The organism is Rudanella paleaurantiibacter (assembly GCF_009184635.1).
Classification (GTDB): domain Bacteria; phylum Bacteroidota; class Bacteroidia; order Cytophagales; family Spirosomataceae; genus Rudanella; species Rudanella paleaurantiibacter.
The window spans coordinates 578,536-599,935 of sequence record NZ_WELI01000003.1 but is presented as its reverse complement, the minus strand read 5'-3'; the positions used below and the strand labels follow the sequence as shown (position 1 = coordinate 599,935).

The following is a 21,400-nucleotide window of genomic DNA, read 5'->3' as shown; positions in this document are numbered from 1 at the left end:
GAAAGTTGATAAAATATAGAATAATCCGTTTTGGGGCAAAATTGGCCCCTTTCTACCGAAATAAAAAGGATACGGCTTGCTAAGAGGGTGATTTTCGTCAATAATTCTCCCTGTATCCGGTAGATTAGTAAAAAGTTGTATTTTCTAAGGAATAAATAAAAAATGGCTAAGGAGTTAATTTGGTTATTTGTGTAAATGATAAAATTTTGGTCGGCTATTAATAAAAATCATAAAATATAATTTGGATATGCAGGAACGGTACCTATATTTGACGTACAACAAAACCGGCTTACCGCTTCGGCGCTGATTACTGGCCGCACTTGGGTCAGGGCCGACTGAGGTCTCGCTACAAGCTGTACCACACTCGATGGACAGTCCGGCGAAACCCGCATGAACCGATGCCTCCGTTCGGGGGGCTCCTTCGTACCATTCGTTTCTCGTAACCAACTCAAAAACTGGCTTCTGGAGCCGGGCCGGGTAGATATTGCCTTCTATTTCTGGCGCTTGGGTTAGGCTGGTCTGCTTTGCCGTACTCCCCGGAGTCGGTCAACGGGCCTTTGTCAGACTGCCCGGTTGGGGCAGTTGTGCGCACCGGGCGGCCAGTGTGCGTATGGTTTGCGCCTGCCGGGGCAGTCTGACAAAGGGATACTCACTTTTCAAACCGCCTTATCGAATGAAAACAAGACTACTCACCTTTCTTTTAGGGTTGTTGACGCTGGTAGCCCATGCGCAGGAGCGCGTTCTGACGGGTACCATCACATCGGCTGAAGAAGGCGCCCTGCCGGGTGTCAACGTGGTGTTAAAAGGCTCCGAAACGTCGGGCCGCACAACCGGTACCACAACCGACGCCCGGGGAACGTTTTCGCTACGTATCCCCGACGATAAAGCCATGCTGGTGGTCAGCGCTATTGGCTTTGCCACCGAAGAGATATCGGTAGGTACTCGCACGAGTTTGGCCATTACGCTCCGGTCTGATAACCGGCAATTGGCCGAGGTGGTGGTAACGGCCTTTGGTATCGCCAAAGAAAAAAAGGCCCTGGGCTACGGGGTGCAGGAAATCAAGGGCTCGTCGCTCACCGAAGCGCGGGCAACCAACGTGGCCAATGCGCTCTCGGGTAAAGTGGCCGGTCTGCGCATTGGCAGCAATGGCGGGCCCGGTAGCGGGTCGAGTATTCAGATACGGGGAGCTGCGTCGATTTCGGGGAATAACCAACCCTTGATTGTGGTGGATGGCGTTCCGATTCAGCAAACGTCCGAAAAACAGTTTGGCGGAGGGCTGTCGGAGATTAACCCGGACAATATCAAGGAAATCAGTGTGCTCAAAGGGCCCAACGCGGCTGCTTTGTACGGCTCGCGGGCGGCCAACGGCGTTATTCTGGTCACGACAAAAACGGGAGCCAATGCCAAAGGAATTGGTGTGGAAATTAACTCCAACGTGACCGTAGACCGGGCTTGGATTTCGCCCGAGTTTCAGAATACCTACGGTGGCGGCAACGGCTACCGAACCTGGTACAACGATGGCTGGAGCGGGGCCATCACTGATCCTAAAGAATTAGCCCAATACCGGGCCGCCTATGGCCCGAATGCTCCGCTCAACGGTACCGAGGGCACCGACGAGAGCTGGGGAGCCCCTATGGATGGGCGGTTGGTGCGGCATTGGTGGAGTGGGACCGAGGTGGCTCCGCTGACCCCCATGCCCAACAACTGGCACGATTACTGGCAAACTGGCAAAACGTTTACCAACAGCGTGGCCCTTTCGGGAGGCAACGATAAGGGTAACTTCCGGCTGTCGCTTGGGCGGCTTACCCAACAGGGCATTATGCTTTACAACGACTTCCAGCGCGACAATTTTAAGTTCAACGGGAGCTACAATTTCACGCCTAAACTAACCGTCACGATTTCGAGCGAGTACGTCAAATCGGGCGGTAACCGGGGGTATCAGGAAGGGCAACAGTTTATCTGGGCGCACCGCCAGACCGACTGGAGCCGCCTGAAAAACTGGCGCGACTACACGTCCGTGCATATTCAGCGTGCCTTGCCCGGCCGGCCCGCCGATACCGACCCGCCCAACTGGCAGCACACGTTCTTCACAAACCCCTATTTCAGCACCGAGATGCTACCCTTCACCAATGACAAAGATCGGATGGTGGGTAATCTGGCGCTCAACTACCAGCTGATGCCGGGCCTGAGCCTGCTGCTCCGTAGCGGTACCGATTTCTGGACGGATACCCGTATCAACGTGGTCAATTTTGAGCGGGTTCGCAACGGCAACCGCACCCCCGGCCGCTATTCGGAAGAAGTGCTCCGCCGGCAGGAGACGAACCACGACGTCATGCTAACCTACAACAAAACCATAACCCCCGACATCACCACCAATGTACAGGTAGGTGGGGTACAACGCACGAACTATTACAAACGCAACTACACCTACGTAGGCGAACTGGTGGTCGACGGCCTTTACAATCTGGCCAACTCCAACGTGAGCCAGAATGCGGTCGAAAGTGCCATTCAGAAATCGCAGATGAACAGCTTGTTTGCCTCGGCCGAGTTTGGCTGGCGCAACGCCCTGTTTCTGAACGCAACCGCCCGTAACGACTGGTCGAGTACGCTGCCGTCCAACGCCCGCAGCTATTTCTACCCGTCGGTGTCGGCGTCGGCCGTGCTGACCGACCTGCTCAACCTCTCTTCGGGCGTGCTCTCGTTCGGGAAGGTGCGGGCGTCGTGGGCGCAGGTCGGTAATGATGCCGATCCCTATCAACTGACGCAAACGTTCCGGTCGGGTGGCTCGTGGAATGGGTCGGTGCCGGAGTTTTACGAAAACATCCGAATCGCCAATGCTACCCTCAAGCCCGAAATCACCACGGGGAAGGAGTTTGGGCTTGATCTGCGGTTCCTGAAAGGGCGCATCGGACTCGACGTTACCTACTACGATCAGACATCACGCAACCAGATTCTGGCCGTCGATATTTCCAAAGCGAGTGGCTACAATCAGCGGGTGCTCAATGCCGGAATGCTCACAAACAAAGGGATTGAGATTGTTTTGTCGGGCACACCCGTGAAGCTCCCCTCGGGCCTGACCTGGGAAACAACGCTCAACTTTGCCCGCAACCGCAACCGGGTGGTTGAGCTGGCCGAGGGGCTTACAACGTACGTGCTCAACGCCCGGCAGGGACTCAATTCCGAAGCCCGCGTGGGCGAAGCCTACGGCACGCTGTTCGGGATTGGTTTTGAACGGGCACCCGATGGGCAGATCATCTACAACAATGGGTTGCCCGTTGTGTCGACAACGGCGCGGGTGCTGGGTAATATTCAACCCCGCTGGACGGGTGGCTGGCTCAACACCCTCAACTATAAAGGGTTTGTGGTGTCGGCACTGGTGGATGTGAAAATGGGGGGTGACTTCTTCGACGAAGGCACCGGTACCGCCCGCTGGACAGGGCAGCTGGCCGAAACGGCCGTGGGCCGCGAGGAAGGCATTATTGGTAAAGGCGTGGTGAACGTTGGGACGCCCGAAAGCCCGCAGTACGTACCCAATACGGTGATTGTACCAGCCACTACGCTCTACGGCTACAACAACCCCCGGCGCTACCACGAAGCCGCCATCTTCGACGGGTCGTACGTGAAGCTGCGCGAGGCATCCATCGGGTACGCGCTGCCACCGGCTCTGCTGGCGGGTAAGTTTATCCGGTCGGCCAAGCTGTCGGTTGTGGGGCGTAACCTGCTCATGCTGTTCCGCAACAACCCCCACATTGACCCCGAAGTGGACCGTTTCGGCGGCAACGCGCAGGGTTTCGCGTACGGCGAACTGCCCAGCAGCCGCAGCCTTGGTATTAACCTGAACCTCAGTTTCTAAATGCGTTCATGGTTTGTAGTTTATGGTTTTTGGTCACCAGCTGCGATCAGTTAGGGGCAAACGGACCATAAACTACAAACCATAAACCCTAAACTAATACAGATGAAAGCCTTTTTCCTATTCATAGGGGTCATGCTAACGGTCTCGTCCTGCACGGGCGATTTCGACGCGATGAACACGGACCCCAATAACCCGACGGCCCTCAGTCCGCAGTACTTGTTGCCGTACGGGATCGAGAAGGTGGTAGATCGCTCGTGGGGTGGCCGCGACCGGTTTGAGCGGCTCAACCTCGATGGGGCCATGCTCTGGATGCAGTACCTCACCCGGAATATCTATTCCAACGAGGGCGATAACTACGGTCTTTCTGTGGCGTTTTACAACAACAACTGGAAAGCCCTCTACAACGACGGTCTGGTCAATTTTCAGCGGATGGTGAGCCTGTCGCAACCGGGAGGCAAGTTTCAGAACACCAATTACGAGGGGATTGCGATGGTGATGCGGACCTGGACGTTTTCGCTCCTGACCGACCTCTACGGGCCAATTCCGTACACCGAAGCCCTCAAAGGTACCGCCGAACAGCCTGTGTATTCGCCCACGTACGACGAAATGGACAAGGTGTATGCCGGGATGCTGGCCGACCTGAAAACGGCCAACGAAAAACTAGTGGTGGGCGGCCCGGCTGTGTCGGGCGACATTCTGTACAACGGCGATATTCTGAAATGGAAGAAGTTTGCCAACTCGCTACGGCTGAGGCTCGCCAACCGGCAGGCGGCCAAGAAAGCCACGGAGTCGCGGGCGATTATGGCCGAGATTCTGGGCGACCCGGCCAAGTATCCTGTTTTTGCGAGCAATGCTGATAATGCCTCGCTTAAATGCACCGAGGTGCTGTCGAGCAACAATGAGTTGTATCTGGTGATGGTCAACGACAGCCGCACCGACTGGAACGTGAGCAAAACCCTTGTCGACAAGCTCACCGACCTGGCCGACCCACGCCTGACCGTGTACGCGCAGCCGAACAAGGACGGCAAATATGTAGGCCATGCCAACGGGTTGCCCGATGCCATTGCGACCACTTACCTGGGCAGCAGCTCCAACATTGGCACGTACTTTATCCAGAAAACATCGCCCCAGGTGATTATGACATACGGGGAGCTGAACCTGATTCTGGCCGAAGCAGCCCTCGATGGCGACATCTCGGGGAGCGCCCAAACGTACTTTGAAAAGGGGATGACCGCTTCGTTTGAGCAGTACGGCCTTAAAATGACCGATACCTACCTCAAAACCGTGGGTACGGTAACCCGTGAGAAGGTGATGGAGCAAAAGTGGATTGCCTTGTTTGGGCAGGGCCTGGAAGCCTGGACTGAGTATCGCCGGACGGGCCTGCCCGTATTGCCCGCTAAAGACCCGCGGGCCGTGTTTGAAAACGATGGGGTGTTACCTACCCGCTTGCCGTATCCGACCTCTGAAGCTTCGCTTAACAACGCCAACCTGGCTAAAGCGTTGACAATGATCGGCGGAAAAAACGACACGAAGGCTAAACTCTGGTGGTCAGAAAAATAGGATGTCGGCTTTAACCTCTAAAAAACATGAAACGAAACGGGTTGAAAAATAAACGTTTAACTGGCCGGGTTTGGCTAAATTGTAAAAGCCGGTTGTTAGCCTGGGGTTTGGCAGGCATCACGGGCCTGTTGGGCGCTTCGGCCTGTCAGAAGGTCGACGATCCGTTTGTCGACCGGGTAGCGGCCCCGGTGCTGGTAATTATCGAAAACGCGACCGGCGATGGGGGGGGCCTTACGGGCGAACCCGTGCTGTCGCAAAAGGTAAGTGGCGCGGTGAGTGTTGGCGTTCGGATTCTGGAGCTGAATAAAGACGGAATCCTGAACAACAAAGTAGGTATTGACTCGATTCCGGTGGCGGGCCTGGCTTTGAAAGTGACCCTCCGCAACGGTACGGCCCTGGGCGATGTCACAACCGATAGCCGGGGCCGGGCTACCCTATCTAAAACCTGGTCGGAGTTGGGCGTTGCGGCTCCCCGTTCGGGTAGCGTGGTGCTGCTTACCTGGACTGGTTCGCACAAGGGTCAGGGGTTCAGTCGGTTATCTCGCGTGCAGGGAATTAATTAAACTGCGATGCGAGATAAGCGATGAACGGTTCACTGTTACAAGAGGATTCATCACTCATCGTTTATCTCGCATCGTTCATCACTAACCACGTTTATGCAATCAATCAATCGTCGTGACTGGCTACGGGCTGGTCTGATTTCCGGGCTCGGACTGGCCGGTATGCCCCTCTCCAATGCGTTGGCCGGTACATCGTGTGAGCCCTGGCTCGATGAAGCCGCTTTTCTGAACGGCGAAGCCCCAACTGATGTACCGCCTAAAACGGTGGCTCTGAAAGCGCGGCTGTCAGCTAACGAAAATCCGTATGGGCCATCGCCCAAGGTGCTCAAGGCCATTGGCGAAGCTGCCCCCGATGGGTACCTGTACGCTATGGAGTACACCCGGCAGTTCAAAAAAATGGTGGCTCAGGAAGAGGGTGTGCCCGAGGAGTGCGTCTTGCTGGGAGCCGGTTCGGGGGAGCTGCTGAATGCTACAGCGATGTATTATGCCTATAAAACCCCGGCGGGCAACAATCTGGTGTTTCCAGACCCTACGTTTGAGGCTCTGCCCCGCGCGGCTCTGCGCCACGGCATGACGGCCGAGCGCGTGCCGCTGGTGGCGGCCGATGGGTACGATCAGAATCTGCAAAAACTAAGCGACCGGATTTCGGCCAAAACGAGTCTGGTGTACCTCTGCAATCCGAATAACCCCACGGCTATTCTGACCGACCCGGCTAAACTTAGGAGCTTTATTGAAGCCACGGCCGATAAAACGCCTGTTTTTGTAGACGAGGCTTACATTGATTACGTAGCCGACCCAAAAGCGGCCTCAATGGTCGATCTGGTGCGGAAAGGAAAGAACGTACTCATCAGCCGAACCTTTTCGAAAGTACATGGCTTTGCGGGGTTGCGCATCGGGTACCTGCTGGGCAAACCCGAAACGCTTGTGCAGATTGCGGCTTTCTCGCCCAATGGCGGGGGCATCAGCATGACCTCGGTTCGGGCGGCACTCACCAGTATGCCCGACAAAGCGTTTTTGCAGTGGTCATTGGGCAAAACGGCCGAATCGAAGGCATTTTTGGCCAAGGTGCTCAAAGACAATGGGTACGAGGCCCTGCCTTCAGACGCCAACTTTGTGATGTTCCCGATTCGGATGAAAGGTGAAGATTTTACGGCTAAAATGATGGAGCAGGGGGTGAGTGTGCGGCAGTGGAAATTCGATGGGCAATACTGGTGCCGGGTGAGCCTGGGCACCATGGAGCAGATGAAGGCCTTCGCCGATGGGCTGAAAGTGATTTCGTAGGAAAGGGGGAGGAAGGAGAAGGGAGTGAGGAGATAGGAGTGAGGAGTAAGGGAGAAGGGAGTGAGGAGATAGGAGTGAGGAGATAGGAGTTGCTGACGCACGAGTATTGCTTACGCGTCAGCAACTCCTATCTCCTCACTCCCTTCTCCTCACTCCCTTCTCCCTTACTCCTCACTCCTGTATTCTCCTATATTTGTGCTATGTCATCGGTAATCATAGCCTCTCTGCCCGAAAGCCTGCCTGCTTTCATCGCCCAAATCGACCCATCGGCCATTGCTGTTCTGGTCGACAATCATACCTACCGGCACTGTTACCCGGTGCTGAAATCGATTCTGCCCAAACACACGCTCATTCGGATTCGGGCGGGCGAAGAGCAGAAACACTTAGCTACCTGCCAAACCATATGGGACGCCCTCACCCGCGCCAACTTCGACCGGCACGGGCTCCTGCTCAACCTCGGCGGGGGTGTAATTGGCGATATGGGGGGCTTCTGCGCGGCTACCTACAAGCGGGGCATCGCGTTTGCGCAATTACCCACTACGCTACTCTCGCAGGTCGATGCGAGTGTGGGCGGTAAACTCGGTATCGACTTTCAGGGGCTCAAAAACCATATCGGTGTTTTCAAGCTGCCCGATGCCGTGCTTATCGACCCGGCCATGCTCGCTACCCTGCCCGAGCGGGAGTTACGGTCGGGCTTTGCCGAAATCATCAAGCACTGCCTTATTGCTGATGCCGAGCAGTGGCAAAAAATTCGGCGGCTGGAGCTGAACGAACAAAACTGGCCCGAGCTGGTGGCGCACTCGGTGGCCGTGAAAGAGCGGGTAGTGGCACAAGACCCCACCGAAAAGGGCCTGCGGAAGATTCTGAATTTTGGTCATACCCTCGGCCACGCCATCGAAACCCATTTTCTGGAAGACTCCCGCCGACGGTTGTTGCACGGTGAGGCTATTGCCGCCGGGATGGTCGCCGAAGCTTACATCGCGTTCAAAAAAGGAATGATCGACGAAACCTTGCTCACCGAAATCGAAGAGTACCTGTTTGCCGTATATGGAAGAACCCGACTAAAAGACGAAGACATGGACCCGATCCTGACGTTGACCCTTCAGGATAAGAAAAACCGGGCCGGCCAAGTCCGGATGGCGTTGCTCGATGGGCGGGGTAGTTGCGCGTTCGACGTACCGGTTACAAAGGCTGAAATGAAGCAGGGCTTATTTTATTATCGCGGGTAGATTTTTGAAATAATTCCGCGGTATAAGCTTGGTTCTCAAACAACTGATGGGTACATTGCGTTTGAACGATAGTTGTATTATCAACCTGTAATTTCAGCAGTATCAGTTAAACATTTACTTCTCCTCAGGTCATGCGGAAAATCTTTGGCGCTCTCATTGTATTGGCCGTTGTCGGCCTAAGTTCGATTGGCTGTACACCCGGTAAGTTGTTCGTTGAGCATGATTACAGCTACGAAGGCCATTTCAAAAACTATACGTCCTTCAATTTTCTGGAGTGTGAGTTTATTGACTCTACATTGCTGTGCTCCGACATTCAGGACGCCATCCGCCATCAGATGGAGGCACGCGGGTACAAAGTGAGCAACCGTAATCCCAATCTGTTGATTTCGTACAATATTTTCCGCTCCGATCTCCGCTTCCGGGGGTATCAGCAGCCGGTTATCAAAGACTGGGTGGTTCGGGAAGATGACGACGCGACCTATAAACGCATTGATTACAACCTCGACGAGGGAACCCTGATGATTTCGCTCATCGACGCTGAAACGTATCAGGTAATCTGGAAAGGCTACGCATCGAAGATGATGCGGAACCCCAACTTCAAGAATAACTACTTCAAAGGTATCGTCCGATCTATTTTCGATCAGTACCCGCTCATGGCCACCACCGAGAGCAGTACCGGCCGAGGTCGGTAGAGCGATGAGTTATGAGCGATAAACGATGAGTGGGCTGACACAACCATTTTATGGCGTCAGCCCACTCATCGTTTATCGCTCATAACTCATCGCTACTTAACTGAGTCTATCCTTAAAGCTTTCGTAGCCGTATTGACGCACGAGGTCGAAGGTGCCGTTGGCTCTCAGAATCCCGATGGCGGGGAGGCCCACCCCGTTGAAGGTGGTGGTTTTCACCATCGTGTAGTGAATCATGTCTTCGAAGATAATCGTATCGCCTACCTGTAGTGGTTGGTCAAACGAATAATCACCCATGAAATCGCCGGCCAAACAGGTCATGCCACCGAGCCGGTAGGTGGGTTTATCGGCTACGGGTTCATGGTATGCCCCCCGGATGCGGGGTTTGTAGGGCATTTCGAGGGTATCGGGCATGTGAGCTGCAAACGAGGTGTCGAGCACAGCCACCTCAATCCCCTGACTGTCGAACACGTCGAGAACCGTAGCCGTCAGAACGCCCGTTTGCCAGCCGATGGCCGAACCGGGCTCCATAATCACCTCCACATTGTATTTCTCCCGGAAGGTTTTCAGGAGCCCAATCAGGTGCTCGGTATTATAGCCTTCGCGGGTCATGAGGTGGCCTCCGCCCATATTTACCCATTTAGCCTGATGCAGCAACGGGGCAAAGCGGCTTTCGAGGGCTTCGAGCGTCCGTTCGAGGGTGTACGAGTCGTTTTCGCAGAGCGTGTGGAAATGAATTCCTTCGAGACCGTCGGGCAATTGGTCGGGTAGTTTGTCGCGTGTGACACCCAGCCGCGAACCCGGCACGCAGGGGTTGTACATATCAGTAGCTACCTCCGAATACTGCGGGTTGACCCGAATGCCGCACGATACACCCCGTTCCCGCGCCCGTTGGCCAAACCGCTCCCACTGACTCCACGAGTTGAAGGTGATGTGACTGCTGCGGTTCAAAACCTCCTCAAACTCATCGTCGCGGTAGGCCGGAATGTAGGCGTGGGCCGGAATACCCATGTACTCGTTCACGAGCCTGATTTCGTTGAGCGAACTCGCCGTGGCCCCGCTCAGGTACTCGCGCACAATCGGAAACGCGCTGAACATCGAAAATCCTTTGAGCGCCAGAATAATCTGTACACCAGCGGCTTGCTGCACCGAGTCGATTAGTTGGAGGTTTTGGCGGAGTTTGTCCTCTTCGAGAACGAAGCAGGGCGAGGGTATGTCGTTGATGATGGATTCGATGGTTGTATTCATACCGCAAAGGTAGTCAATCTGGAAACTTGGTAGCCGCCCGGCCGCAAACAGTTCTCCGAATAGGCAACGGTAAGCAGATGGCCCCGCCTTTGCTCACGGGGTACCCTTGCTCCGGCTCTGTTGGCGGCTGTTCTACCCTATTCCAGCGCAAAAGCAATGGGCAGTGTAAACCGGACCCGCACCGGTCGTCCAGACTGACGGCCGGGTTTCCAGCGGGGCATTTGCTGTACCACCCGGCGGGCTTCCTCGTCGCAGCCGAAGCCAATGCCTTTCAGAATCTGCACGTCGGTGAGCGAGCCATCCGAGTTAACCACAAACCCTACATACACGCGCCCGCTGATGCCCGCCTGAGTGGCCTGCCGTGGGTATTTGAGGTTGTTGGTGAGGTAACGAGTTAGGGCTTCCAGGCCACCCGCAAACTCAGGTTGCTGCTCAACGGCCAGAAATTCGGGCTCTTTTTCGGGCGTTACGTCAATGGCCGACTCGGTTTTGGTTGGGGCTGCAGCTTCTTCGGGCGGAGCTATAATCGCTGTTTCGTCGCCGGTTCCTTCGCGGGTTTGGTCGCTCGGGGTGGCGTCGGCCAATTCCTCAACGGTCGGGGGGAGGTCAGCGGCCGTAACCTCGTTGTCGGGCAGTACTTCGGGTGGCAAACTCCGAATCGTTTTGGGGGTTGGTAACTCCTCGACCGGCGGTAGTTCAACGGGTTTCTCGGCGGTGGGCGTTTCGAGCCGGGCGTTTTCGAGGGTGACCTCACGAATGTATTCCGACGGCCCGGTTTGCGGTTTCAGCCGGGCGTACAACGTGGGGGCCGACACCCCCAACAAAAACAAACCGACGCCCAGCCCCAAAGCGCGGGTGAGCGTCGGTTGATACCGTTTCCGCAGCAGGTAGGCCCCGTAGGCCCGGTTGCGCGATTCAAAAACAATGTCGTTTAATGTCGAGGGCGTTTGCATAATCCAGCAGATTTTAGCGTGTTTCTGTTGGATGCAGATGCCCTGTCTATTTCATAAGTTGTCGTAATACTTCACAATCTGGGCCAGCTCGGTATCCGTTTTGGCGTCCAGTTTTTCACCCTTGATGTACGTTTCGAGTGGGCCATTTTTATCGCCCAGTGCTTCTATGATACCCTTTTTTCCTTTTTTGACTTTGTTGATTGTCTGATCGGGTTTCAGCACGTAATACGTGTACTCGTTGGTGTAGGCATCGTAGCGGGTATCGGTCGAGTAGGGCGACTTAAAATCGGCTTGCCGAAACTCTTTGCCTACGCGTTTGAGCAGCGATGTTTTTCCGTCGTACAAAACCAGAAAATAACTCCCCCGAAGTTTAACATCGTCGGTTTTGAGGTCGGCAAAACGCCGGAACAGCCACTCGGCCCCGTCGTCGGAGCGGAGCACAAACTGCTTTACCTGATTCGGGTACACGATAATCGAATCGTTGGCCTGGGGGCGCTTGAGTACCAGATTCTGGCTGAAGGCATCGTACTTGATGGGCACGCTCTCGTAGTTGCGGCCCGTAACAAGATCAATCCGGCCGAGGCTCCAGTCGTTCAGGAAGTAGGGGCTGCCCTGCACGCCTTCGTAGCGGGTATCGATGCGCTGCATCACGCCGAAGGTGTTGGAGCCTACCCACTGCTGCATGTTCTGAACTGTGACCGGCGCGGCCGGGGTAGTGGTCTGGGCCGGCGCGGGCAAGGCAAGCAACAGCGCCGGGCAAAACATAACGAATTTTCGCATGGCAAAAAGGAGCTAAACGTCAGACCAATATAGTGGGTTTATGGTTTTTAGTTTATCGTTTCTGGTACTCACTAAAAACGATAAACTAAAAACCATAAACGATAAACCCTAGTACTCGTGCGGCAGCGGTACGTTGACGCGCTCCTGCACGGGAAGCCCCTGTTTGTTCATTTGCTCGATGAACGGATCGGGGTCGAGCTCTTCGCAATTCCAGACACCCGCCTTCATCCAGTCGCCCCGCAGCATGAGCATAGCGCCAATCATGGCGGGTACACCCGTCGTGTAGCTCACGGCCTGTCCGCGCACCTCTTTGTAGGTCTCGGCATGGTCGCAGTTGTTCCAGATGTAATAGGTGCGGTCTTCACCGTCTTTCACGCCTTTGATCTGGCAACCAATACTCGTTTGGCCCGAATAGTTTTCGCCGAGGGTGTCGGGGGCGGGGAGTACAGCTTTGAGGAATTCGAGCGGTACAATTTGCTGCCCTCCAAAGTTAATCGGCTGAATGCTCGTCATGCCCACGTTTTGCAGCACTTCGAGGTGGGTGAGGTACGCCTGCCCGAAGGTCATCCAGAAACGCGCCCGCTTCAGGGTCGGGAAGTTCTTCACCAGCGATTCGAGTTCTTCGTGGTACAGCACGTACGACTCTTTCGGCCCGATTTCGGGGTAATCGATGGGTTTGTGCTGGCTCATGGCCGGAATTTCGACCCACTCGCCATTCTCCCAGTAGCGGCCCGGCTGGGTAATCTCGCGGATATTGATTTCGGGGTTGAAGTTGGTCGCAAATGCCTTGCCGTGGTTGCCCGCGTTGCAGTCCACAATGTCGAGGTAGTGCATCTCGTCGAAATGGTGCTTGGCGGCATAGGCCGTAAACACCTGCGTGGCACCGGGATCGAACCCGCAGCCGAGCAACGCCATGATACCGGCCTGCTCAAACCGCTCTTTGTAGGCCCACTGCCAGCTGTACTCAAACTTAGCTACATCTTTCGGCTCGTAGTTGGCCGTATCCATGTAGTGCGTGCGCGTTTCGAGGCAGGCGTCCATGATGGGCAGGTCCTGGTAGGGCAGGGCCACGTTGATCACCAGCTTGGGCTCGTACTTCCGAATCAGGGCGACCATCTCGGCCACCACATCGGCATCAACGGCATCGGTACGGATGGTTACGCCGTGCATCTCCCTAATTTCGGCGGCAATTTTATCACATTTCGACTTCGTGCGGCTGGCCAGGATGATGTCGGTAAAAACGTCGCTGTTCATGGCGCATTTGTGCGCTACTACACTGCCGACGCCCCCGGCGCCAATAATCAAAACTCGGGACATGAGATTGGTTTATGTTTTGAAGTTTATGGTTGGTGGTTTATGGTCGCTCAGGCCGAAACTGCAACGGGTGGAGCCTCCTGCCTATGAAAACCGATACATGATAAACCACAAACCCGTAACGGCTTCGCAAAGATAGCCCTTTCGATAGTTCTGCAACCAAAGGCGGGGGGGCGGTGTTTCAGGGGTGCCTGCTTAGAGTGGAAAATCCACTACTTTTGCCCGGCAATTGTCTACTTCATGTTCGTTACCGTATTAAAATCGAAACTGCACCGGGTCCGCGTGACTCAGGCCGAACTCAACTATGTGGGAAGCATTACCATCGACGAAGACCTCATGGATGCGGCCGGCATTATGGAAAATGAGCAGGTGCACATTGTCAATAACAACAATGGCGAGCGCCTGATTACCTACGTGATCAAGGGCGAGCGCGGCTCCGGTATCATTTGCCTCAACGGAGCGGCTGCCCGCCGGGCGCAGGTTGGCGACATCATCATCATTATCTCGTACGTCATGATGACCCCCGACGAGGCCCGCGCCCACAAACCAACTGTGGTGTTTCCCGATGAAAATAATCGACTAATAAAAGGATAGGAAAAGGGCGAAAGGAGAAGGGAAAAGGTGGCTCTACGCATACTTCTCCCTTCTCCTTTCTCTTTTTCCTCCCTCCCCCTTATGAAGCAACTTCTCAAATACCTTATTTCCTTAGTGGTGGCCGGTGGGCTGCTCTGGTACGTTTTCAAAGACATCAACCTCGATGCCATGCTCGTGGCTATCGGGCAGGCCGACTACCGTCCGGTGGCCCTGTACGGGGTGTTGATTCTGGTAGCTCACTGGAGCCGGGCCGTACGGTGGGGGTTGCTGCTGGAGCCGGTGGTGGGTTATCGGCCGTCGGCTACGAACCTGACTCTGGCCGTGCTGACGGGCTATTTTGCCAATCTGCTCATTCCACGCATGGGTGAGGTAACCCGTTGTGGTACCCTTAACCGTACCGACGATGTGCCCGTGAACGTCAGCTTCGGGACGGTGGTAGCCGAGCGGATCTTCGACGTAATCATGCTGGTGTTGCTCATTGGGCTCACGTTTGTGCTGGAGTTCGGCCGGTTGAGCACCTTCCTGACCGAGTTTCTGGGGAGCAAGTTCAACCTAGCCAAGTTGCAGGATAACACGGGTCTGGTGCTTGGGGGGGCTCTATTGCTGGTAGGCGGGGCTATAGCCGCCTGGTGGCTGTTTGGCCGCTACAAAGACCGGCTCATGCAAAACCCCTTACTGAGCAAACTAATTGGCTTTGGTATGGGCTTGCTCGATGGCCTGCTGAGTGTCAGGAAGCTGCGGAGTCCGGGGCTGTTTCTGTTTCATACGCTGCTGATCTGGGGCATGTACTACGCCACCATGTATGTTCTGTTTTTTGCCATGCCGCAAACGGCCAAACTCGGTCCGTTGGCGGGTCTGACGATCCTGACAATGGGCACCATCGGGATGGCCGCGCCTACGCAGGGTGGCCTCGGGGCGTTTAATATTCTGGTGGGTTCGGCTTTGGCGCTGTATGGCCTCAGCCCGCAGGACGGGCAGACCCTGGCAACTCTTATGTTGCTGTCGCAGTGGTTGTTTGTGATTTTGTACGGCGGCATTAGTTTCCTGATCGTACTGGCTAAAAACCGGCGGGCAGCTGTGGCCGAATCAGAAGTGATTTAATAGCTGGTTTGGGTTATATTTGTTCAAAAGCAACGGTTATGAGTATTGCAGAGCAATTGCATCGGAGAATTGATGAACTGAATCAGGCGCAACAGGAAGAGCTGCTTCATACCATTGAGCAATGGCTGAACGAAAAGCCCCCACATGATGCGGAACAGGAAGAGCGTGAACAACTTATCAAGGTGGTTCTGGCGCAACGACTGGCCGACAAAGAAACAAGGAAGGCTAAAGGGCGGCCGCTGGATGAGGTAATGGCTGAGCTGGAAAAAAAGTATGACTGGAGATAAATCATTTCAGGTTCTAATCTCCGATTCAGCAGAGGCTGACCTCAAGTCAATTGTTGCGTATCTGGCAACAGAACAACCTACCAAACTACTTCCTTTCTCAGACGATATTCGCAAGGCGAGGGCCTTTCTTACGGATAATCCGTTTTTGTATCAGGATTATTTCGCGTTTGTGAAACGCGCCCCACTTCGTCGGTCAGGGTACAATTTGTATTATGCTGTTGATGAGGTAAATAACGAAGTGGAAATTATTGCTATTTTCCATCAAAAAGAAAGCCCTCAGCGCCTTCGTGAGCGCATTAATCTATGACTTCTTCCAAAATACAAACCCGTGAGCAGGCCATTCGGCAGGCGGCCGAGTGGCGGGCCGAGGGGCAGCGCATCGTGTTTACCAACGGTTGCTTCGATATTGTTCACCTGGGGCACATTGACTACCTCGAAAAAGCCCGCGCGCTTGGCGACCGGCTCGTGCTGGGCCTCAACACCGATGCGTCGGTGAGCCGGATCAAAGGCCCCCTGCGCCCGGTGGTGAACGAGTACGCCCGCTCCCGAATGATGGCCGCTTTCGAATTTGTCGATCTGGTGACCCTGTTCGATGAGCCAACCCCCAAGGAGTTAATCGAGCTGATTCGGCCCGATATTCTGCTGAAAGGCGATGACTACACCGTGGCCACCATTGTCGGGGCCGATTTTGTGCTGGCCAATGGTGGGTCTGTCGAGACCATTCCGCTTGTGAAAGGCTACTCGACCACGAGTTTGATCGAAAAAATCAAGCAGAGCTTCTAAACCGCCCGTCGGCATCAGCCCATGAAGCCATCTGCCACTGCCTACGATGCTGTGATTGTGGGGGCTGGCCCCAACGGCCTGAGTGCGGCTATTCTGATGCAGCGGGCCGGGCTCAGGACGCTGGTGCTCGAAGCCAAACCCACCATAGGGGGCGGCTTGCGCTCCGCCGAACTGACTCTGCCGGGTTTCGTGCACGATGTATGCTCGGCCATTCACCCGCTCACGGCAGGTTCGCCGTTTTTGCAGCAACTGCCGCTTGCACAGTTTGGGCTTCAGTTTATAGAACCACCGGTGGCAGCCGCGCACCCGTTCGACGACCGTTCGGTGGCTCTGCTGACCCGTTCCGTTGAGGAGACAGCCCGGCACCTCGGCCCCGATGCCGATACCTACCGCCATCTGATTGATCCCATCGTGCACCAATGGCCCTCGCTGGTAACGAGCCTGTTGGGACCGCTGCAAATACCCAAAAACCCGTTTCCGCTGGCTCAGTTTGGGCTTAAAGCCCTGCCGCCCGTGACGTGGCTGGCCCGGTCGTTCAAAACCGAAGCCGCGCGTGGGTTTCTGGCCGGTATGGCCGCGCATTCGATGCTACCGCTTACCAGCCTCACCACCTCGGCCATTGCGCTGGTGCTGCTGGCCCTGGGGCATCGGCAGGGGTGGCCCTTGCCTGTAGGCGGTGCACAGGCAATTGCTACCGCGTTGGCTGGCTATTACCAATCCATCGGTGGGGAGATTCAGACCGATCGCCCGGTTCGTACCATGCGCGATTTGCCAACCGCCCGTGCCTTACTTTTCGACCTAACTCCCCGTCAGATACTGCCCATTGTGGGGCATAAGCTCTCCCGCCTGTACCGCTGGCAACTGAACCGGTACCGCTACGGGCTGGGTGTGTTCAAAATTGACTGGGCTTTGTCGCGCCCGATACCGTTTACCAATCCCGAACTGCATCGGGCAGGAACCGTGCATTTGGGTGGGTCGATGGCCGACATCACGGCTTCGGAGCAAGCGGCCTATGCCGGTGTACATACCCCCCGGCCGTTTGTGTTATTGGCCCAGCAAAGCCGGTTCGACCCGACGCGGGCACCTGCCGGACACCATACGGGCTGGGCCTACTGCCACGTTCCCCACGGCTCAACCGTCGACATGACTCAGGCCATTGAGCAACAGGTGGAGCGGTTTGCGCCCGGCTTCCGCGACCTGATTCTGGCCCGGCATACGATGAACACGGCCCAGATGGAGCACTACAACCCCAATTATGTGGGGGGCGATATTAACGGGGGCATCCTCGATTTAGGGCAGTTGTTTACCCGGCCGGTATGGTCTGCCTCGCCGTACTCGCTGGGGGGCGGAGGGGTGTACATTTGCTCGTCGGCAACCCCGCCGGGCGGAGGGGTGCATGGTATGAGTGGCTACCACGCGGCCCGTGTTGCCCTGCGCGAACAGTTTGGGCTCGACGTACCCGTGCGGCTTTACCCGACCGGTTAACCTGCCCTGCACGATTGGGTTTGTTTCCAGTTTGACCGAACTTTCCGAACTTGCCCTTTCGTAACACAAACACCTCATCATGCGCGTAAACGCACTTGCCCGCAGGGCACTCCCTACCGTACTCGGAACTACTCTGTTTAGCCTGGCCGTAATGGCCCAATCCGGCACGCCCGCCATTCCGGCTGAGGCCCAGAAAGCGGCCAAAACCGTGCGCCCGGAGGCTATCGAAGCCCATATGCGGCACCTCTCCGACGATAAACTGCAGGGCCGTAAACCCGGTACACCCGGCTACGAGCTGGCCGCTCAGTACGTTGAAAATCAGTTTAAGCAGCTTGGTTTTACCCCCGTTGGCAAAAGCTACCGGCAGGCCGTGCCGCTACGTCGGGCACAGGTGGTTGAAGAGGGGAGTTCGATGAGCCTCACGCGCCGGAGTGCCGACGGTCTTGATGGCCCCGCTCAGACGCTGACCTACGGCCGTAATTTTATCCTGAGCCCGCAGTTTGGGCGGGCCACGAGTGAGGTCTCGGCTCCGGTGGTGTTTGTGGGTTTTGGGGTGTCTGCCCCCGAACTGGGCTACGACGACTACGCCAACATCGACGTGCGCGGTAAAATTGTGGCCTGTTTCAACGGGGCACCTGCCTCGTTTCCGTCGAATCAACGGGCGTATTCGGGTTCGGCTAAGCAGGAGGTAGCCGCAGCTCGTGGGGCCGTGGGCATCATTACGTTTAGCCTGCCTACCGACATGCGGGCGCGCATTGAGTCGAATGCCCCGCGTAACCGGCTACCAACCTACCGCTGGGTTGACCCGAAAGGGCAGGCACAGCGTACCTACCCGCAACTGAAAGTAATTGCGTCGATGGGCGACTCAACGGCCCGAACCTTGTTTGCCGGGGCCGAAAAAACGTTCGATCAGGCGCGAATTGCCGCCACCCAGAGTAAGCCACAGGCGTTTCCGCTCAACCTCTCGGTTCGGGCGCGTACGCAGACGGAACTGAACGACGGGCTGGTGGGTGAGAACATTGTGGGGATGCTGCCCGGTACCGACCCCCGGCTCAAAGACGAGTACGTGGTGTACGTGTCGCACCTCGACCACCTGGGCATTACCCGGCCGCTTAAAAGTGCCCCCGCCGATTCGATCAACAACGGCGCACACGATAATGCGTCGGGCGTAGCCATCAACCTCGAAGCAGCCCGGCTTTTTGCGTCGCTGCCCAAGGCCCCCCGCCGGTCAGTTTTGTTTGTGGCCGTAACGGGCGAAGAAATGGGGTTGCTCGGCTCCGACTACTTCGCCAGCAACCCCACCGTGCCCAAAGACAAAATTGTGGCTAACCTGTGTCTGGATATGCCATTTTTCTTCCACCCGCTTATCGACATTGTGCCCTACGGGTCGGAGCATTCGAGCATGGTGGGGGCCGTTAATGCGGCCGCGCAGTTTGTGGGGGTGCAGATTGCCAAAGACCCTATTCCCGAGCAGGCTGTGTTTATGCGTTCAGACCATTTCAGCTTTGTGCGGCAGGGAATCCCGGCTATTTACATCAAAAGCGGCTCGACTACCGGCGACACCCGCGACGGTACCAAACTCAACCTCGATTGGCGGGCTACGGTGTACCATACGCCCAAAGACGATATGAACCAGCCGTTCGACTGGAGTGCGGCCGCCCGGCACGTGCAGTTGCAGTTTCTGATTGGCTACCTCACAGCCCAGGCCGACGAGCGGCCGGTCTGGAACAAGGGCGATTTTTTCGGGACAAAATTTGGTCGTTGATCGGTTTATCGCGCCGGGGTTTTCAGAAGGTCGGCGCAATTCTTTATTTAACGTGAATTATGGATGATTTGTGTTGTAACTAGTTGTTTAACATGTGTTTGCTGGTGCCAGGGTCTTGACGAGCTTAGGCTGACTGGGGACTCTCAAGCCGAATGTCAGCCCGGACCGCGTGCGGTTGAGCCTGTCGAAGGCCCTGGCGTCAGCCAGTATGCATAATTCACTTCATTTAAACAATGAACGAACGTTGGGAACGCATTCGGCACCGGATGCACGAAATCATTTTTGAGGCCGACACCCCGGCCGGGCGGGTTTTTGACCTGACGCTGCTGGTGTTGATTCTGCTGAGCGTGCTGATTGTGATTCTGGAAAGTGTGCCCTCGTTGGCCAGCCAGTTCGGCCCTTTCTTTGAACAGGTTGAATGGATGTTTACCATTCTGTTTACGATTGAGTTCGTGCTGCGGCTAATCAGTGTCCGCCGACCGTTAGGGTATCTTTTCAGCTTTTTCGGGCTGGTCGATTTGTTGTCTATTTTGCCCGGTTACGTGGGGCTGTTTATGGTGGGCGGCAACGAGCTGATGGCCGTCCGGATTCTGCGGCTCATCCGAATTTTTCGGATTCTGAAGCTGGGCGAGTACACGGCGGCATCCCGCTTGCTGGCGTATTCGCTGCGGGAGAGCCGGGCTAAAATCGCGGTGTTTTTCGTCACTATTCTGTCGCTCGTAGTGGTGCTGGGGGCCATGATGTACGTAGTGGAAGGGCGCACCAACGGCTTTGAGAGTATTCCGCTTAGTATCTACTGGGCTGTAATCACGATCACGACGGTTGGCTACGGCGATATTGTACCCGCTACGGCGGCTGGTAAGTTTATTGCCACCCTCATCATGATGCTCGGTTATGTGATTATTGCCGTGCCTACGGGCATTGTGGCCGTGAGTATTAGTGCGGCCAGTAGCCGGTTGGCGGTCTCGACGCAAGCCTGCCCCAACTGTAGTCGGCAGGGCCACGACCCCGACGCCGTTTACTGCAAATACTGCGGGGCTAAGCTCTAAAACACCTCTTCCCGGTTTTGGGCCGCTCGGCTATCTGTAGAGCCATCAGTACCGGGTGTTGGGGATTTTGGGACAAACCGGCCTACTTTTTTGTTATACTTGCGATGGGCTTACAACCCTGAACCTAACTTATTCTGAAAATGGCAGGTGCTTATTTAATTGGTATCATCGTTTTCGCAGTCAGTGCTTTCGTGAGCTGGCGACTGCGGAGCAAGTTCAACGAGTATTCACAGATTGGCCTGAGCAACGGCCTTAGCGGGGCTGAGATTGCCCAACGGATGCTCAACGAAAATGGGATTTACGACGTGCGGGTACTCTCGGTAGAGGGTATGCTCACCGACCACTATAACCCGCAGGACAAAACCGTAAACCTCAGCGCCGACGTGTATTACGGCCGTAGCGTAGCCGCTGCCGCCGTAGCCGCGCACGAGTGCGGGCACGCTGTACAGCACAAGGTGGCTTACGGGCCGCTGAAGTTCCGGTCGGCCATTGTGCCGTTCGTGTCGGTGGCGTCGCAGTATATGCAGTGGGTAATTCTGGCGGGTATTCTGCTCATCAACACGTCGCTCATTCCGCTAACCATCGGGGTAGCATTGTTTGCAGCTACTACCTTGTTCAGCTTTATCACCTTGCCCGTTGAGTTCGATGCGAGCAAGCGGGCGCTGGCGTGGGTACAAACCCGGGGTATTGTAACCCAGCGCGAGTACGACTACGCCAAAGACGCCCTGTGGTGGGCGGCCATGACCTACGTGGTGGCAGCCATTGGCTCGCTGGCAACGTTGCTCTACTACGTGAGTATCCTGATGGGTGCTCGCCGGAACGATTAATAGATGCTTAAATCGCGCATGGCGCGTACCGTTACCGAAGTG

At 55.8% G+C, this 21,400-nt stretch carries 19 protein-coding genes; 15 read left to right on the top strand and 4 right to left on the bottom strand.

The window, feature by feature from the left end:
* The first annotated feature begins 673 nt into the window (after nt 1-673).
* The 6 genes from F5984_RS11030 (at nt 674) to F5984_RS11005 (ending at nt 9,175) form a co-directional block, all read left to right on the top strand.
* On the top strand, nt 674-3,853 hold the full coding sequence (locus tag F5984_RS11030) for a SusC/RagA family TonB-linked outer membrane protein (protein WP_152124297.1): 3,180 nt from the start codon (nt 674-676) through the stop codon (nt 3,851-3,853).
* A 132-nt stretch (nt 3,854-3,985) separates the two neighbouring features.
* A complete protein-coding gene (locus F5984_RS11025) occupies nt 3,986-5,413 on the top strand; it encodes a SusD/RagB family nutrient-binding outer membrane lipoprotein (protein WP_246168914.1) in 1,428 nt (475 codons plus the stop codon).
* A gap of 107 nt (nt 5,414-5,520) precedes the next feature.
* Entirely contained in the window at nt 5,521-5,976 is a 456-nt protein-coding gene (locus tag F5984_RS11020; protein WP_317163098.1) for a hypothetical protein, read from the top strand.
* 93 nt (nt 5,977-6,069) lie between these two features.
* Nucleotides 6,070-7,254, top strand: coding sequence for a pyridoxal phosphate-dependent aminotransferase (locus tag F5984_RS11015; protein WP_152124294.1), 1,185 nt, complete (start codon nt 6,070-6,072; stop codon nt 7,252-7,254).
* 200 nt (nt 7,255-7,454) lie between these two features.
* On the top strand, nt 7,455-8,483 hold the full coding sequence (gene aroB, locus F5984_RS11010) for a 3-dehydroquinate synthase (RefSeq protein ID WP_152124293.1): 1,029 nt from the start codon (nt 7,455-7,457) through the stop codon (nt 8,481-8,483).
* Nucleotides 8,484-8,614: 131 nt separating this feature from the next.
* A complete protein-coding gene (locus tag F5984_RS11005) occupies nt 8,615-9,175 on the top strand; it encodes a DUF4136 domain-containing protein (RefSeq protein WP_019990258.1) in 561 nt (186 codons plus the stop codon).
* A 96-nt stretch (nt 9,176-9,271) separates the two neighbouring features.
* Here F5984_RS11005 and nspC read toward each other — a convergent pair whose 3' ends face one another.
* The 4 genes from nspC to F5984_RS10985 all read right to left on the bottom strand — a co-directional run bounded on the left by nspC (nt 9,272) and on the right by F5984_RS10985 (nt 13,470).
* A complete protein-coding gene (gene nspC / locus F5984_RS11000; protein ID WP_152124292.1) occupies nt 9,272-10,420 on the bottom strand; it encodes a carboxynorspermidine decarboxylase in 1,149 nt (382 codons plus the stop codon).
* Between the two features lie 137 nt (nt 10,421-10,557).
* Entirely contained in the window at nt 10,558-11,373 is an 816-nt protein-coding gene (locus F5984_RS10995; protein WP_152124291.1) for an energy transducer TonB, read from the bottom strand.
* 51 nt (nt 11,374-11,424) lie between these two features.
* Entirely contained in the window at nt 11,425-12,153 is a 729-nt protein-coding gene (locus F5984_RS10990; protein ID WP_152124290.1) for a hypothetical protein, read from the bottom strand.
* A gap of 108 nt (nt 12,154-12,261) precedes the next feature.
* Nucleotides 12,262-13,470 carry a saccharopine dehydrogenase family protein gene (locus F5984_RS10985; protein ID WP_152124289.1) on the bottom strand — a complete coding sequence of 403 codons (1,209 nt, stop codon included), beginning with the start codon at nt 13,468-13,470 and terminating at the stop codon, nt 12,262-12,264.
* Nucleotides 13,471-13,707: 237 nt separating this feature from the next.
* Here F5984_RS10985 and panD point away from each other — a divergent pair, with 237 nt between their 5' ends.
* The 9 genes from panD (at nt 13,708) to F5984_RS10940 (ending at nt 21,358) form a co-directional block, all read left to right on the top strand.
* Nucleotides 13,708-14,061 (top strand): aspartate 1-decarboxylase, encoded by a 354-nt coding sequence (gene panD, locus F5984_RS10980; RefSeq protein WP_152124288.1) that lies wholly within the window; start codon nt 13,708-13,710, stop codon nt 14,059-14,061.
* Between the two features lie 81 nt (nt 14,062-14,142).
* Nucleotides 14,143-15,162 (top strand): lysylphosphatidylglycerol synthase transmembrane domain-containing protein, encoded by a 1,020-nt coding sequence (locus F5984_RS10975; protein WP_152124287.1) that lies wholly within the window; start codon nt 14,143-14,145, stop codon nt 15,160-15,162.
* Nucleotides 15,163-15,200: 38 nt separating this feature from the next.
* Nucleotides 15,201-15,449, top strand: coding sequence for a hypothetical protein (locus F5984_RS10970; protein WP_152124286.1), 249 nt, complete (start codon nt 15,201-15,203; stop codon nt 15,447-15,449).
* On the top strand, nt 15,436-15,756 hold the full coding sequence (locus F5984_RS10965) for a type II toxin-antitoxin system RelE/ParE family toxin (protein ID WP_152124285.1): 321 nt from the start codon (nt 15,436-15,438) through the stop codon (nt 15,754-15,756). Before F5984_RS10970 ends, F5984_RS10965 begins: the two co-directional genes overlap by 14 nt.
* A complete protein-coding gene (gene rfaE2, locus F5984_RS10960) occupies nt 15,753-16,232 on the top strand; it encodes a D-glycero-beta-D-manno-heptose 1-phosphate adenylyltransferase (RefSeq protein ID WP_152124284.1) in 480 nt (159 codons plus the stop codon). The genes F5984_RS10965 and rfaE2 overlap by 4 nt, the downstream gene beginning before the upstream one ends.
* Nucleotides 16,233-16,253: 21 nt before the next feature.
* Nucleotides 16,254-17,717: a phytoene desaturase family protein gene (locus F5984_RS10955; protein ID WP_152124283.1), complete on the top strand. Its 1,464-nt coding sequence runs from the start codon at nt 16,254-16,256 to the stop codon at nt 17,715-17,717.
* A gap of 79 nt (nt 17,718-17,796) precedes the next feature.
* Nucleotides 17,797-19,482: a M28 family metallopeptidase gene (locus F5984_RS10950; RefSeq protein ID WP_152124282.1), complete on the top strand. Its 1,686-nt coding sequence runs from the start codon at nt 17,797-17,799 to the stop codon at nt 19,480-19,482.
* A 233-nt stretch (nt 19,483-19,715) separates the two neighbouring features.
* Nucleotides 19,716-20,531 (top strand): ion transporter, encoded by an 816-nt coding sequence (locus F5984_RS10945; RefSeq protein ID WP_152124281.1) that lies wholly within the window; start codon nt 19,716-19,718, stop codon nt 20,529-20,531.
* Nucleotides 20,532-20,671: 140 nt separating this feature from the next.
* Nucleotides 20,672-21,358: a zinc metallopeptidase gene (locus tag F5984_RS10940; protein WP_019990270.1), complete on the top strand. Its 687-nt coding sequence runs from the start codon at nt 20,672-20,674 to the stop codon at nt 21,356-21,358.
* The last annotated feature ends 42 nt before the right edge of the window (nt 21,359-21,400 follow it).

What these genes read in the sequence shown, in the direction of transcription:
- panD (WP_152124288.1), top strand. Translation starts at nt 13,708, where the DNA reads ATGTTCGTTACCGTATTAAAATCGAAACTGCACCGGGTCCGCGTGACT.
- rfaE2 (WP_152124284.1), top strand. Translation starts at nt 15,753, where the DNA reads ATGACTTCTTCCAAAATACAAACCCGTGAGCAGGCCATTCGGCAGGCG.
- F5984_RS10955 (WP_152124283.1), top strand. Translation starts at nt 16,254, where the DNA reads ATGAAGCCATCTGCCACTGCCTACGATGCTGTGATTGTGGGGGCTGGC.
- F5984_RS10985 (WP_152124289.1), bottom strand. Translation starts at nt 13,470, where the DNA reads ATGTCCCGAGTTTTGATTATTGGCGCCGGGGGCGTCGGCAGTGTAGTA.
- aroB (WP_152124293.1), top strand. Translation starts at nt 7,455, where the DNA reads ATGTCATCGGTAATCATAGCCTCTCTGCCCGAAAGCCTGCCTGCTTTC.
- nspC (WP_152124292.1), bottom strand. Translation starts at nt 10,420, where the DNA reads ATGAATACAACCATCGAATCCATCATCAACGACATACCCTCGCCCTGC.
- F5984_RS11025 (WP_246168914.1), top strand. Translation starts at nt 3,986, where the DNA reads ATGCTAACGGTCTCGTCCTGCACGGGCGATTTCGACGCGATGAACACG.
- F5984_RS11030 (WP_152124297.1), top strand. Translation starts at nt 674, where the DNA reads ATGAAAACAAGACTACTCACCTTTCTTTTAGGGTTGTTGACGCTGGTA.
- F5984_RS10995 (WP_152124291.1), bottom strand. Translation starts at nt 11,373, where the DNA reads ATGCAAACGCCCTCGACATTAAACGACATTGTTTTTGAATCGCGCAAC.
- F5984_RS10975 (WP_152124287.1), top strand. Translation starts at nt 14,143, where the DNA reads ATGAAGCAACTTCTCAAATACCTTATTTCCTTAGTGGTGGCCGGTGGG.
- F5984_RS11015 (WP_152124294.1), top strand. Translation starts at nt 6,070, where the DNA reads ATGCAATCAATCAATCGTCGTGACTGGCTACGGGCTGGTCTGATTTCC.
- F5984_RS10940 (WP_019990270.1), top strand. Translation starts at nt 20,672, where the DNA reads ATGGCAGGTGCTTATTTAATTGGTATCATCGTTTTCGCAGTCAGTGCT.
- F5984_RS10945 (WP_152124281.1), top strand. Translation starts at nt 19,716, where the DNA reads ATGAACGAACGTTGGGAACGCATTCGGCACCGGATGCACGAAATCATT.
- F5984_RS11005 (WP_019990258.1), top strand. Translation starts at nt 8,615, where the DNA reads ATGCGGAAAATCTTTGGCGCTCTCATTGTATTGGCCGTTGTCGGCCTA.
- F5984_RS10965 (WP_152124285.1), top strand. Translation starts at nt 15,436, where the DNA reads ATGACTGGAGATAAATCATTTCAGGTTCTAATCTCCGATTCAGCAGAG.
- F5984_RS10950 (WP_152124282.1), top strand. Translation starts at nt 17,797, where the DNA reads ATGCGCGTAAACGCACTTGCCCGCAGGGCACTCCCTACCGTACTCGGA.
- F5984_RS10970 (WP_152124286.1), top strand. Translation starts at nt 15,201, where the DNA reads ATGAGTATTGCAGAGCAATTGCATCGGAGAATTGATGAACTGAATCAG.
- F5984_RS10990 (WP_152124290.1), bottom strand. Translation starts at nt 12,153, where the DNA reads ATGCGAAAATTCGTTATGTTTTGCCCGGCGCTGTTGCTTGCCTTGCCC.